This is a genomic window from Mesorhizobium sp. LNHC229A00 (assembly GCF_000502415.1).
Classification (GTDB): Bacteria; Pseudomonadota; Alphaproteobacteria; order Rhizobiales; family Rhizobiaceae; genus Mesorhizobium.
Window position 1 is genome coordinate 102,138 of the sequence record NZ_AYWQ01000011.1, and the last position, 12,160, is coordinate 114,297.

Annotated in this window: 13 protein-coding genes; 9 read left to right on the forward strand and 4 right to left on the reverse strand. The window is 64.2% G+C overall.

Annotation, left to right across the window (positions count from 1 at the left end; genetic code table 11):
- Positions 1-48: 48 nt before the first annotated feature.
- Entirely contained in the window at positions 49-1,179 is a 1,131-nt protein-coding gene (locus tag X742_RS148845; RefSeq protein ID WP_023773596.1) for an amidohydrolase, read from the reverse strand.
- Positions 1,180-1,278: 99 nt separating this feature from the next.
- A complete protein-coding gene (locus X742_RS148840) occupies positions 1,279-1,734 on the reverse strand; it encodes a hypothetical protein (protein ID WP_023784891.1) in 456 nt (151 codons plus the stop codon).
- Between the two features lie 204 nt (positions 1,735-1,938).
- On the opposite strand from X742_RS148840, the gene X742_RS148835 reads away from it, so the two are divergent.
- From X742_RS148835 to X742_RS148810, 6 genes are all read left to right on the forward strand, one after another.
- Positions 1,939-2,799, forward strand: a complete 861-nt coding sequence (locus X742_RS148835) for a xanthine dehydrogenase family protein subunit M (protein WP_015316740.1) — start codon at positions 1,939-1,941, stop codon at positions 2,797-2,799.
- Positions 2,799-3,275 (forward strand): (2Fe-2S)-binding protein, encoded by a 477-nt coding sequence (locus tag X742_RS148830; RefSeq protein ID WP_015316741.1) that lies wholly within the window; start codon positions 2,799-2,801, stop codon positions 3,273-3,275. The genes X742_RS148835 and X742_RS148830 overlap by 1 nt, the downstream gene beginning before the upstream one ends.
- Position 3,276: 1 nt before the next feature.
- On the forward strand, positions 3,277-5,541 hold the full coding sequence (locus X742_RS148825; RefSeq protein WP_023773599.1) for a xanthine dehydrogenase family protein molybdopterin-binding subunit: 2,265 nt from the start codon (positions 3,277-3,279) through the stop codon (positions 5,539-5,541).
- 70 nt (positions 5,542-5,611) lie between these two features.
- Positions 5,612-5,857, forward strand: coding sequence for a MoaD/ThiS family protein (locus X742_RS148820; RefSeq protein ID WP_023773600.1), 246 nt, complete (start codon positions 5,612-5,614; stop codon positions 5,855-5,857).
- Positions 5,858-6,192: 335 nt separating this feature from the next.
- A complete protein-coding gene (locus tag X742_RS148815) occupies positions 6,193-6,783 on the forward strand; it encodes an ankyrin repeat domain-containing protein (protein ID WP_031241752.1) in 591 nt (196 codons plus the stop codon).
- Positions 6,784-6,795: 12 nt separating this feature from the next.
- On the forward strand, positions 6,796-7,299 hold the full coding sequence (locus X742_RS148810) for a YHS domain-containing (seleno)protein (RefSeq protein WP_023784889.1): 504 nt from the start codon (positions 6,796-6,798) through the stop codon (positions 7,297-7,299).
- 12 nt (positions 7,300-7,311) lie between these two features.
- Here the strand turns inward: X742_RS148810 and X742_RS148805 are convergent, their stop codons facing one another.
- Both X742_RS148805 and X742_RS148800 read right to left on the reverse strand, forming a co-directional pair.
- Positions 7,312-9,489 (reverse strand): adenylate/guanylate cyclase domain-containing protein, encoded by a 2,178-nt coding sequence (locus X742_RS148805; protein WP_023773603.1) that lies wholly within the window; start codon positions 9,487-9,489, stop codon positions 7,312-7,314.
- 295 nt (positions 9,490-9,784) lie between these two features.
- Positions 9,785-10,744: an ornithine cyclodeaminase family protein gene (locus X742_RS148800; RefSeq protein WP_031248171.1), complete on the reverse strand. Its 960-nt coding sequence runs from the start codon at positions 10,742-10,744 to the stop codon at positions 9,785-9,787.
- A gap of 210 nt (positions 10,745-10,954) precedes the next feature.
- Here X742_RS148800 and X742_RS148795 point away from each other — a divergent pair, with 210 nt between their 5' ends.
- The 3 genes from X742_RS148795 to X742_RS1000000174860 all read left to right on the forward strand — a co-directional run bounded on the left by X742_RS148795 (position 10,955) and on the right by X742_RS1000000174860 (position 12,125).
- Entirely contained in the window at positions 10,955-11,368 is a 414-nt protein-coding gene (locus X742_RS148795; protein WP_023773605.1) for a DOPA 4,5-dioxygenase family protein, read from the forward strand.
- A gap of 164 nt (positions 11,369-11,532) precedes the next feature.
- Positions 11,533-11,946, forward strand: a complete 414-nt coding sequence (locus X742_RS1000000175885; RefSeq protein ID WP_023773606.1) for a hypothetical protein — start codon at positions 11,533-11,535, stop codon at positions 11,944-11,946.
- Positions 11,947-11,981: 35 nt separating this feature from the next.
- Positions 11,982-12,125, forward strand: a complete 144-nt coding sequence (locus X742_RS1000000174860; RefSeq protein ID WP_023773607.1) for a hypothetical protein — start codon at positions 11,982-11,984, stop codon at positions 12,123-12,125.
- Positions 12,126-12,160: the final 35 nt, after the last annotated feature.

A 12,160-nucleotide genomic window follows, 5' to 3' on the forward strand; every position in this document is an offset into this window, starting at 1 on the left:
TGATTGGGGACGGCGCTTCGCGGCAGAGCTGGCCGGGTGCCGCTGAGATCAGCCGAGGAGGTTGCGCGCCGTCCTCATGAATATCTTCGAGCCGATCGGGATCAGGTCGTCGGGAAAGTCATAATCGGGATTGTGCAGGGCAGGGTGCCGCTCGCCCGCACCCAGGAAGAACATCGCCGACTTGGCGCTGTGGCCGAACACGCCGAAATCCTCGGAGGCGCGCATCGGCAAGGCTTCCTCGCCATGCGCGACGCTCTCTTCATCGAGGGCGCGCCGCAGGTGCTCCACCGCATCCGGCGAGTTGACGCTGGCGACGAAGATTTCGTGATAATCGAAGCTGGCGGAGAGGCCGTGGCGGCCGGCGATCTCCTTGACCAGGGTTTCGGCGGCGGCGCAGAGGTCCGCCATGCGCTCGTCGCGGCGGGTGCGCAGCGTCGCCCAGACCTCGGCGTGGGCGGGCGCGATGCCGAACACGGCTTCGCCCATCCGCGCATGGGTGACGGTGACCATGGAGAAATCATCATCGGCGAAAGTCGCGCGGCCGAGCGCGGGCAGGGCAGGCATCAACTCGGAGATAGCCAGCATGGGCGAGGTTCCGGTCTCGGGCATGGAGGAATGCGNGATGCGCATGCCGCGGGAGGCGCAATTGACCACGCCGGACTTGAGCCTGACTTCGCCGAACGGCACGCCGGGCAGATTGTGCAGCGAGAAGGCGAAATCCGGCGCGATCTCGCCAAAGCGCGGATCGGCCACGACGCCGGCGGCGCCATTGCCGGTTTCCTCGGCCGGCTGGAACATAAGCACGACGCGGCCGCTGGCGGGCCGTTCGCGCCCGAACTGGCGGCCAAGGGCGGCCAGGATAGCGGTGTGTCCGTCATGGCCGCACATATGCGACTTATCAGGAACTTGCGAAGCATGCGGCACGCCGGACAGTTCCTCGATCGGCAGCGCATCGAGTTCGGACCGAAACAGGACGGTTGGTCCGTTTTTGCCACTGTCGTAGATGGCCGCGACGCCGTGGCCGCCGAGGCCGGTCAGCACCTTGTCCGGCCCGGTGTCGGCGAGGAAGGAGACGACCTCTTTCGCCGTCTTCTCTTCTTCGTTCGAGATTTCCGGCTGCCGGTGCAGCTTGCGCCGCCACTCGGTCAGTTCGACAATGTCGCGATTGGTCAGGGTCATGGTCTTTCGCCTCCACTGCGGTCCTGTGCTAGCGATAAACGGCCGTGCCGGCCACGGTCCAAGGTCCGGGGCTTCGGCGGGCCAGGCTTCGCGCCCGGTCTATTTCACGCGGTTGGGGCAGAGCGCCTTGAACTGATCCAGCGTATAGTCGTAGCCCGAGGCGCCCGAGCCATCCAGCACCACCTTCTCGTCGACGGCGGTGATCCGGTAGTCGGTCGCCACATCCGTGCCCTTGTTGCGGCCCTGGAACAGCATGGCGGCGCCGTAGAAGGTGGTGAACTCGCCGGTCTTGCAGTTGGCGGTGATTTCGAAATGCAGGGGCGCCTTCATTTCCTCATCAATGCACTCCTCGGTGAAATCATGGCCATATTCGCGGCAGTAGAGGCGGGCCTTCCGCCTGTCGTGTCTGGCCAGGATGCTGGCGTGGGCGGAGCCGATGCCCGACTTTTTGACGATGGCAAGCTCCATTCCAACCCGGGCGCCGTAATAGAGCGTCGCGGCGCCGGCGGGAGCGGCCAGCATCACGGCGCAAAGCACAGCCAACAGACGTCGCATCGAAACTCCTCCCTTGGCCGGCAAGGATCGACGCACGGCATCGCTCGGTCAAGCCCCACTGACTGACGCCTCCCGGCCATGTTCCAGGTCAAGTGGACCGCATTTTGCCGCACCTGGCCCAATCGCCTCGGCTCGGGAAACGGATGGTCATTATGAGACGATTGTTTATAACGGTCGCTGAAATCGCGATACCAAGGGGAGACGATGCGCTACATACGTCCGCTTTCAATCGAAGACGCCGTCGGCCAATTGGCCGGATCGGCCGGCCCCGCCGCCATCCTTGCCGGTGGCAGTGACCTCCTGGTGAGGATGAAGGGCGGCTTTGTCGAACCCGAACTGATCATCGACATCAAGTCGATCGCAGGCTTGCGCGATATCAGGGAAACCGCCGATGGGTTCAGCATCGGCGCCGCCGTGCCTTGCGCCGTGCTCGGCGAGAACGCCGGCTTGAAGAAGGCTTGGCCCGGCGTGGTCGAAGCTGCCAAGCTGATCGGTTCGAAGCAGGTGCAGGGACGCTGCACCATTGTCGGAAATCTGTGCAACGCCTCGCCGGCGGCCGACAGCGTTCCGGCGCTGGTGGCGGCGGGCGCCAAGGCCGTGGTCGTCGGCCCGTCGGGCAAGCGCACCATTGCCGTCGAGACGGTGCCGACCGCGCCGGGCCGGACCTCGCTCGCCAAGGGCGAGATCATCGAGGCGATCCTGCTCGGCAAGCCTGCGCCGCGTTCGGCCGATGCGTATCTCAGGTTCATTCCGCGCACCGAGATGGACATCGCCGTGGTCAGCGCCGGCGTCAACCTGACGCTGGACGAGGCAGGCGTCGTGACGGCGGCCCGGGTGGCGATCGGCGCTGCGGCGCCGACCGTGTTGCTGGTGGAAGAAGGGGCCGAGGCCCTGATCGGCCGCAAGCTCGACGAGGCAGCGCTGGAGCGGCTGGCCAAGGTCTGCGCCGGGGCCTGCCGCCCGATCGACGACAAGAGAGGCACAATCGAATTCAGGCGCAAGGTTGCGGGCGTGCTGGCCAGGCGGGCCGCAATGACCGCCTATGCACGTGCAGGAGGCAAATGATGGCTGGCGTAGCAGTTTCAACCACGATCAACGGCGACAATGTCGAATATCTCTGCCAGCCCGACGAGACGCTGCTCGACGTGCTGCGTGACCGGCTCGGGCTGACCGGCGCCAAGGAAGGGTGCGGCACGGGCGACTGCGGCGCCTGCAGCGTCATCGTCGACGACCGACTGGTCTGTTCGTGCCTGGTGCTGGGCGCTGAAGCCGAGGGCCGCCGCATCGAGACCGTCGAGGGCATGGCGCATGGCGACCGGCTGCACCCGCTGCAACAGAAGTTCCTGGAACATGCGGCGCTGCAATGCGGCATCTGCACGCCCGGCTTCTTGATCGCGGCCAAGGATCTCTTGGCCAAGAACCCCGACCCGACCGAGGAGGAAATCCGCTTCGGGCTGGCCGGCAATCTCTGCCGCTGCACCGGCTACGACAAGATCGTGCGCGCCGTCCAGGACGCGGCCATCGTTATGAAGGGAGCCTGAGATGAATTTCGATCCGCGTTTTTCGGGACGTAAATTCGCATCCGTCGGCACGCGCCCGATCCGTCCCGACGGTGTCGACAAGGTGACCGGCCGCGCCCGCTACGGCGCCGACTTCAACATGGCCGGCCAGCTGGTCGGCCGCGTGCTGCGCAGCCCGCACGCCCATGCCAAGATCCGCAAGATCGACACTTCGAAGGCGGAAGCGCTTGCGGGCGTCAAGGCGGTGATCACCGCCGCCGACCTGCCCGACCTCACCGATGGCGATGCCGCCATGTACGACATCCTCGACAATTGCATGGCGCGCACCAAGGCGCTCTATGACGGCCATGCGGTGGCCGCGGTGGCGGCGATCGATGCCCGCACGGCAAGGCAGGCGCTGAAGCTGATCGAGGTCGACTACGAGGTGCTGCCGCATGTCACCGACGTCGACGAGGCGATGGCGCACCACGCGCCGCTGATCAACGACACGATCTTCACCGAAGGGCTTGAGGAAAAGCCGGTCAAGCCGTCCAACGTCACCAAGCGCTCGCAATTCGGCCATGGCGACGTCCATCAGGGTTTTGGGGCAGCCGATTTCATCGTCGAGCGCTCGTTCAAGACCGAGCAGACGCACCAGGGCTATATCGAGCCGCACGCCTGCGTGGCCAATGTCAGCTCCGACGGCACCGCTGATCTCTGGGTCTGCACGCAAGGCCATTTCGTCTACCGCCAGCACTGCGCGCAGTTGCTCGGCATGGAAGCCTCGAAGCTGCGCGTCACCTCTTCCGAGATCGGCGGCGGTTTCGGCGGCAAGACCCATGTCTGGGCCGAGCCGGTGGCGCTCGCTCTGTCGCGCAAGGCCGGGCGCCCGGTGAAGCTGGTGATGACCCGCGACGAGGTGTTCCGCGCCTCGGGCCCGACGAGCGCCACCTCGATCGACGTCAAGATCGGCGCGCGCAAGGACGGCACCATCACGGCGGCCGAAGCGACGCTGCGCTACAGCGCGGGCCCCTATGCCGGTTCCTGGGCCGAGATCGGCGCCATGACGGCGTTCGCCTGCTACAAGCTCGATAACGTCAAGACGGTGGGCTACGAAGTGCTGGTCAACCGGCCGAAGACCGCCGCCTATCGCGCCCCCTCGGCGCCGATGGCGGCCTTCGCGGTGGAAAGTGCCGTCGATGAGCTCGCCAAGGAGCTCGGCATGGATCCGGTCGAGTTCCGCATCAGGAACGCCGCGCAGGAAGGCACGCGCTCCTCCTACGGCCCGGTCTACGGCCCGATCGGCATCGGCCCGACGCTTGAAGCGGTGAAGAGCCATGCGCACATGAAGGCGCCGCTGAAGGAGAACCAGGGCAGGGGCATGGCCTGCGGCTTCTGGTTCAATTTCGGCGGCCAGACCTGCGTGGACTTAAACATCGGCATGGACGGCTCGGTGTCGCTAGCCGTGGGTACGGTCGACGTCGGCGGTTCCCGCGCGTCGCTGTCGCTGGTCGCGGCGGAGGAGCTCGGCATCGACTATTCCCAGCTCAAGGCGGTGGTCGCCGACACCTCTTCCCTCGGTTACAACGACATGACCGACGGCAGCCGCGGCACATTCTCGTCCTCGATGGCGACGATCTCGGCCGCCCGCAACGCGATCAAGATCCTGCGCGAGCGCGCCGCGCTGATGTGGGACATCTCGGTCGACGACGTGATCTGGGAGCAGGGCCACGCGGTCGCCAAGGGCGAGAAGCACGGCAATCTCGGCAAGCTGTCGCTGAAGGAGATCGCCGCCAAATCGGGCACCACGGGTGGGCCGATCGCCGGCCATAGCGAGCTCGTCGCCGACGGCGCCGGGGTCTCCTTCGCCACCCATATATGCGACGTCGAGGTCGACCCCGAGACGGGTTCGACCAAGGTGATCCGCTACACGGTGGTGCAGGATGCCGGCAAGGCGGTGCACCCGACCTATGTCGAGGGCCAGTACCAGGGCGGGGCCGCGCAAGGCATCGGCTGGGCGCTCAACGAGGAGTATATTTACGGCAAGGACGGCCGGCTGCAGAACGCCGGCTTCCTCGACTACCGCATCCCGGTGTGCTCCGACCTGCCGATGATCGACACGCAGATCTTGGAAATCCCCAACCCCAACCACCCCTATGGCGTGCGCGGCGTCGGCGAAACCTCGATCGTGCCGCCGCTGGCGGCGATCGCCAACGCGGTGTCGAACGCGGCCGGCGTGCGCATGACCCACATCCCGATGTCGCCGCCGCGCATCCTGGCGGCGATCGAGGCGGAACGGGAAGGCTAAGAGCATGATGCCGAAAAGTGCGAAGCGGTTTTCGGATAACATCATACTCCATCAGGAATAGGGGCAGGCGATGGTCGAAGTCACCCTATGGGGTGCGCTGAGCCAGCTCGCCGGCGGCAAGAGCAAGGTCGAGGTCGAGGCCAAGGACATCAGGGAGCTGTTCAGGAAACTGGCTGAACAGTATCCCGGCTTCGAGCCGTGGATCGATCGCGGGATCGCGGTGGCGATCGACGGGGTGATTTACAGGGACACGTGGGCGAAGAAGCTGCCGCCGGGGGCGGAGATTTTTTTGCTGCCGAGACTGGCTGGTGGGTGAGGGAGAGGATGCGAGGTATAGATGTCACCTTCGCGCCCAATGTCAGTCGTTGAGCAGACCATAGTCGCATCCGGAAAGCGGAATCCCAGTGAACGGCTACGTTTGCGGTTGCCGGCCGTCCAATCGCGGAACTAGACAAGTTTCCATGGGGCCGCCCACGACCGGTAGTCGGATTTTCAAGCCAAACCAAAACTGTGGCCCTAGTCGAAGCCAAAGCCCTGCGCCTCTTCCACTTGGGCCGCGTTCGCTATGCCCGGCTGGATCGCACGTCGGCATCCTCCTGGTGAGCCCAAAGGCGCTTGTATGACTCCAAGCTAATATGCTACCACGGCGTTATGCGCGGACTGCTGGCACTGGGTATGCTGGTATTGGCGGCTACAACAGCAGCCGCAGGTGAGCAATTGTTCGAGTCTGTCGCCGCAGGCGACCAGGGCGCCGTGGAGCAAGCCCTGGCAAACGGTGCCGAGGTCGACAGCCGGGCGCGCGACCAGGCAACCCTCCTCATCGCTGCCGCGCTCGACAACCAGCCCGAAATCGCCGAATTCCTGCTGGGCAAGGGCGCCGACGTGATGGCGCGTAACTCGGGCGGCTTTACCCCCCTTCATGCGGCGGCCTTCTCGGGCAGCCTGCCGATCGCCAAGCTGCTGCTGGAAAAAGGCGCGGTGCTCGACGATGCCGTCAATAAGGCGGGCGCTACGCCGTTGTTGGTGGCTGGCGAGGAAAACCACCTGGAATTGGCCGAATTCCTTATTGGGAAAGGTGCCGATGTGAACCATCCCGAGGGGCATGGCTACATGCCGACAACGCGCGCATTCTGGAAGGGCAACACCGATATATTACGACTGTTCAAGCGCCATGGTGCTACCTGCCAGGCCAAGATCCTTGGCGAGGCTAATGCGGCAAAGTGCGCGGAGATCCACGATTAACGGAGGATGCAGATGAGCACGATGATCAAGTCGCGGCTGGTTCGGAATTTGGGGGCGGCTGCCCTGGTCGCGGCAGCTGCGGTCGCCGGCGCGGGATCGGCCTGGGCTGACGGATCGGTAAACACTGGCTATTTCGGCGGGGTGGCGATCATGGGCTACGATACGGTTGCTTACTTCACTGATGGCAAGGCCGTAAAGGGCTCCGAAGAATTCACTTATGAATGGCTGGGAACACCTTGGCATTTCGCCAGCAAGAAACACCAGGAAATGTTCATGAGCGAGCCGGTCAAGTACGCTCCTCAATATGGCGGCTACTGTGCTGGCGAAGTCGTAGGGGGAGGGGTCACGATTAATGTCGATCCGGAAGCGTTCAAGATTATCGACGGTAAGCTCTACCTGGTCTACGACGTCGGCAATGCGGACAGTTTCGCTGCGCGCGCGGATGAAGAAATACCGAAAGCCGACGCTAACTGGCCGAAGGTCGTCGCCAACCTGAAGCTCGATAAGTATCACTGATACCAAGTCCGCCTACTGGACTACAGTGAAGTGAAACACCTTGCTTGAATTGACAAAGGAATAGCCGTTGACGGCATCGTCGCGGCGTTTGTAGACAGGTCCGCAGTCGGGGCGCCCGAACATATTCTCGCTTAGCTCGCACAACAGGTCGCCATCCAGACGAACAGTCTCGGTGACTAGCCGCGTCGTAGAGCGGAAGGCTGCCTTGCCGTCGCTGCCTATCTGCAGGAAGGCTGGTTGGAGACCGGGCTCAAGCTTGCCTTGCAGCGTATGGCCCAGCACCAACGAGGCGATCTCTTTGCCCTTCAATCGATTCTGCTCGTCGCCGGTAAAGGCAAACGGCCATTCGGGCAAGCCCGCCTGCTGTAACGCGTCGATGATGAGAGCCAAATCCTGCGGGCTACGGTACTGGGCACCGTTGAGCCGGTATGCGGACAATGAATCGAACCCCGGTGTCGACATGGCACCCATTCCCTCGGCGACCGCCGCCCTGGCATCCTGAAGGCGGCCGGCGCGAGCGTAGGCGGCACCAAGCGTGATCGTGAAATCTCCGACTGATGGCGCATCGTTGCGGGTGCGTTCGAGCGCCTCAATCGCCTTGTCGTTGCTTCCTCGAATGAGAAAGACCAGACCGGCAATTTGTCGGTTGATGGGTGAAAGGTTGGGATCGAGCCTGAGAGCTGTCTCGACCGCTTCCGCAGCCTCGGCATGATTGCCAGCGAACAGCTGCACGTATCCCAGGGCTATTTGCGTCTCGGCATCGCCGGGGCCAAGTGCTACGGCTCGCTCAACCGAAGCGATGGCTTCCTCGTAGCGGCGATCCACGACCTGCATGATGCCAAGAATCGCGTAAGGCGACGAAAGATCTGGGTCGAGTTGCAGCGCACGGCTTGCCTTCTCATAGGCACGCTTGCGGGCCGGTGCGCTCTGCATGATGTCGTTGAACGATTCGCGCCAGATATAGACTGTCATGCTTGCATCAGCCGCGAAGGCTTCGGCAAAGGCTGGGTCGAGTTGCTCCGCCTTGTCGTAGAGCGTGAGCGCCTCCCGCAGTCCGTTGCGCCGACCGGTCCGTGCTGTCTGCTCTGCACGAAGATAGAAGTCGTATGCTTCAAGGTTTTCGGTCGGCGGACGCGCCATTCGTTCGCTCTCCGCAGCCGAAGCCCGGATGCCAAGGGCCTTGGCGATCTCCCCGCTCATCTCGTCCTGGATGGCAAACACGCCGGCCATGCCACGGTCGAACCGGTTGGCCCATAGATTATCGCCCGTTGCCGCATCGATAAGCTGGGCATTGAGCCGGATCTGATCGCCGGTGCGGCGGACGCTCCCTGTGACGACAAAGCGGACCCCAAGGTCGCGCGCGACGTCTGCCACCGCCGCAGGCTTGTCCTTGTAGGCGAAAACCGAGTTGCGTGCGATGACGTCCAGACCGGAAAGCTTGGTGAGATCCGTGATCAAGTCTTCGGTTATGCCGTTAACGAAATAGTCCTGGCCTTGATCGCCGTCTAGGTTCGCAAACGGCAGCACGGCGACCGATGGCCGCGACGGCAACGACAACTTCTGCCAGGCGAACATGCCGGCAAGCACGGCAACTACCAGGGCCGCGACGCTCGCCAGGATCAGAATGCGCGAGCGCGGCCAGTGTGGCGCGGCCACGACCTTGCCCGCGGCAGCGGGATCGAGCAGCAGCCGATACGCGCGAATCGGATCGGCGATGTTCTTGAGGCGCTGCTCGCCAAGACTGGCAAAGCCGACGTCCACCTTGTGGACGGCATGATCGAACGCTGTTCCGGAGATGCAGACTCCGCCTGGCTCGGCCATCGCCTCAAGGCGAGCGGCGATGTTTACGCCATCGCCGTATAGGTCATTTTCCTCGACGATGACGTCGCCGAGATTGACCCCGATACGAAACCTGATGTGCCGTGGGCCGGAGGGGCCCTGGTCTCGGGCAGCCATCCGGCGCTGAATCGCTGCGGCGCACTGGACTGCATCGACAACACTCGCGAATTCGACCAGTGCCCCGTCGCCCATGAGTTTGACCATGCGACCGCGGAATTCCTTGATCGAAGGGTCGATCAACTCGCGGCGGCAGCTTTTCAGCCGTTCAAGCGTACCGACCTCATCCTCGCCCATGAGCGTGCTATATCCGACCACGTCGGCAGCAAGGATTGCAGTGAGCCGTCGCTCCATACGCTGGTGTCCCACCTCCAAGGGCAAAAGCTTGGCTTGAGAACGTACTCTAGTACTACTTTGATTGCGAGCATGCTTGGCCCCTTGGGGCAGCGGCAATGCAATCCGTCGGTTTCGTGGCAATTGCCCGGGTGGGGGCAGCTCATTAGCCAAAATGGATGCCGCAGAACGATGCCCGGGGGCCCCCAACGAGATCCGATGTTTGAGCTTAAAGGGTCCGCTTTCGTTTTCCCCTCACCAAAAGCGGACTTACTGCTCGCCCTATCCAGCCACACGGGACGCTCTCCCGCACCGCCTACGCCCCAACCGCCCCAGCCATTTGGGCGCGGCCATACGCCAGCGCAGCCACCGCCAAATCCCCCACTGCCAGCCCCCGGAACACAAACGCCGTCGTCTCGCCCGGCCCCTGCCTCCCCGCGAAATCCCCACACACCAGCCCCGTCAGGTCGCCCACAACCAGCGTCGGGTCGACCATCGGCTTGGCCATATTTCTCTCCTGCTCCAAATCGTCGACGATGATGCGGTCGAAGCGGGGCATTGTCTGCGGCAGCCAGGGCAGGGCCTGGTCGGTCATCACGGCGAAGCTGCCTGGCTTCAGCCAGTTTGCGTCGAGGAAGGGCGCGGGTTTGGGCACCAGGGTCACCGTCGTCACCACGATGTCGGCGCCTTCGATGGAGGCCCTTGCCGTGTCGCATGGGATTGCTTCCAGTCCCCGCGATTGCGCCATTTGGCACAGCGCGTCGCGGTTGGCGACGCCGCGGCCGAAGGCGCGGATTTCGCGCAAGGCGAAGAGGTCGGCGAATGTCTCTAAATGTCCACGCGCTTGCACCCCGCAGCCGATGAAGGCGACCGAAGACGCATCGCCGCGCGCCATGCGCTTGGCGGCGACGGCGCTCAAGGCGGCCGTGCGTTTCTCCGTCACCCAATTGCCGTCGACCAGGGCAAGCGGCAGGCCTGTCTCGGCGTCGAGCAGCGTGATCAGCGAATTGAGCGTGGGCAATCCGCGCGCGGCGTTGCGGGGGTTGACGACCAGGGACTTCGTCGCCAGCACGGGCGGCGTGGAGGCGACGCCCAGCGTCGCCATGATGTAGCGGTCGTCGCCCGGCAGCACGACCGCCTTCGGCGCGCACCAGACCTCGCCGCGCCGCTGGCCTGATATCTGGCGTTCGATCTCGCCGACCATGTCGACTGTCGAGATCGACAGGCGGTCGAGCAGCCGGGAAGACAGATAGGGCAGGGTTTCGGCGGTGTTCATCTTGTCATTTTCCAAGGGGACGAACAGACTACACGAAGCGCGCGGGGCCGAAAGCCTCGCGGCGCCAGCGGCGTCACCGCATGCCTGGTCGGCGAGAACCGCGTCCGGCCGGTGCCGATCTTCCCGGCGGCTCGAGCGGGCAGTCGGTGACCTTGCCTAAACCGCGTTCTTGGGCTGAATGGTGGGACATGCCGCGAGGAGGGCATCGAGATGAGCCAAGACAGTCCACGGCCACTTGCCGAGATCGCCAGCTATCACGCGCATGTCTATTTCGACGGGCAGGCCGAGCGGCAGCGGGCCGAATGGCTGCGGCTGCGCATCGCGGAACGATTCCGCGTGCGCCTGGGCAATTGGCACGACAGACAGATCGGGCCGCACGACAAGGCCATGTACCAGGTCTCCTTCGCGACCGGGATATTCGGCGCGCTGGTTCCATGGCTGATGCTGAACCATGGCGGCCTGAGCATCCTCATCCACCCGAACACGAGCAATCCCAAGCGCGACCATCTGGTCGATCCCATCTGGATCGGCCGGCCACTGGCGGTGCATGGCGACGTGCTTCCAGACGACCATGAGGCGGAAGAGGCGCTGGAACCCAACACCGAGCCGTCCTTGCCGGCGTAGAGCGGCGTCGGTTCCCGCGGGGCATTGCGTGGTGCCGCTGGGTGCTCTTCTATCCCTGTTGCGGCCAGGCGCGTGCTGAAGCCGGGCGGCATCTTCGCGGTCAAGGATTTCGATTCGACCATCCTGCAAATCCTGCCCATGGACCGGGCCCTGCTGGCGGCTTCATGGCCGCCAGGCTGCAGGGTTCGCGACGGGGCGTGCTCGGCACCGATTGCGGTTCCACGCTTCCGGCGCGCCTGCGGCAGGCGGGCCCGGAGGTCGTCAGCCGCAAGGGATGGCTGGTCGAGCGCTGGGCGCCTCGCTTCACGCGCGACTATGTTCGCGACCTGCTGGCCTATTTCGCCAGCGTCGCGCCGGGCTATGCCCTGCCTGACGCCGACCAGGCCTATTGGCGGGAGCTGAAGCAGCGGCCGGATCGGCTGCTCGACGACCGATGCCCCGGCGGCTGCGCGATGCCGCGGGCAAACTCGCTTCCGAGATCCAGGCCAAGCCAAGCCGCATTCGCCAGTCATCCACTCAAATGGCCGGCTTTCGATCGAATTTCTTTGCAACCCGTTAATGCGGCCATGCGTCAATAAGCATCTGCTAATTAGCTGATGGCGTGGGGTACGCAATGACCAAGAATCTTGGCAATGGACGCTATGTGCCGCCCAAGGACACAAGCGTCTCCTTCTTCGGCAAGGTCGCGCCGGCGCTGTTTCCGCTCGTCGCGGCGGCGCTGGGCTACATGATCGGACGGCAATTCCTCGGCCTGTAGGCGCAATTCCAGGAAAAGTGCGCAGCGCTTCCCCT

What these genes read in the sequence shown, in the direction of transcription:
- X742_RS148840 (WP_023784891.1), bottom strand. Translation starts at nt 1,734, where the DNA reads ATGCGACGTCTGTTGGCTGTGCTTTGCGCCGTGATGCTGGCCGCTCCC.
- X742_RS148835 (WP_015316740.1), top strand. Translation starts at nt 1,939, where the DNA reads ATGCGCTACATACGTCCGCTTTCAATCGAAGACGCCGTCGGCCAATTG.
- X742_RS148830 (WP_015316741.1), top strand. Translation starts at nt 2,799, where the DNA reads ATGGCTGGCGTAGCAGTTTCAACCACGATCAACGGCGACAATGTCGAA.
- X742_RS148825 (WP_023773599.1), top strand. Translation starts at nt 3,277, where the DNA reads ATGAATTTCGATCCGCGTTTTTCGGGACGTAAATTCGCATCCGTCGGC.
- X742_RS148820 (WP_023773600.1), top strand. Translation starts at nt 5,612, where the DNA reads ATGGTCGAAGTCACCCTATGGGGTGCGCTGAGCCAGCTCGCCGGCGGC.
- X742_RS148815 (WP_031241752.1), top strand. Translation starts at nt 6,193, where the DNA reads ATGCGCGGACTGCTGGCACTGGGTATGCTGGTATTGGCGGCTACAACA.
- X742_RS148810 (WP_023784889.1), top strand. Translation starts at nt 6,796, where the DNA reads ATGAGCACGATGATCAAGTCGCGGCTGGTTCGGAATTTGGGGGCGGCT.
- X742_RS148805 (WP_023773603.1), bottom strand. Translation starts at nt 9,489, where the DNA reads ATGGAGCGACGGCTCACTGCAATCCTTGCTGCCGACGTGGTCGGATAT.
- X742_RS148800 (WP_031248171.1), bottom strand. Translation starts at nt 10,744, where the DNA reads ATGAACACCGCCGAAACCCTGCCCTATCTGTCTTCCCGGCTGCTCGAC.
- X742_RS148795 (WP_023773605.1), top strand. Translation starts at nt 10,955, where the DNA reads ATGAGCCAAGACAGTCCACGGCCACTTGCCGAGATCGCCAGCTATCAC.
- X742_RS1000000175885 (WP_023773606.1), top strand. Translation starts at nt 11,533, where the DNA reads ATGGCCGCCAGGCTGCAGGGTTCGCGACGGGGCGTGCTCGGCACCGAT.
- X742_RS1000000174860 (WP_023773607.1), top strand. Translation starts at nt 11,982, where the DNA reads ATGACCAAGAATCTTGGCAATGGACGCTATGTGCCGCCCAAGGACACA.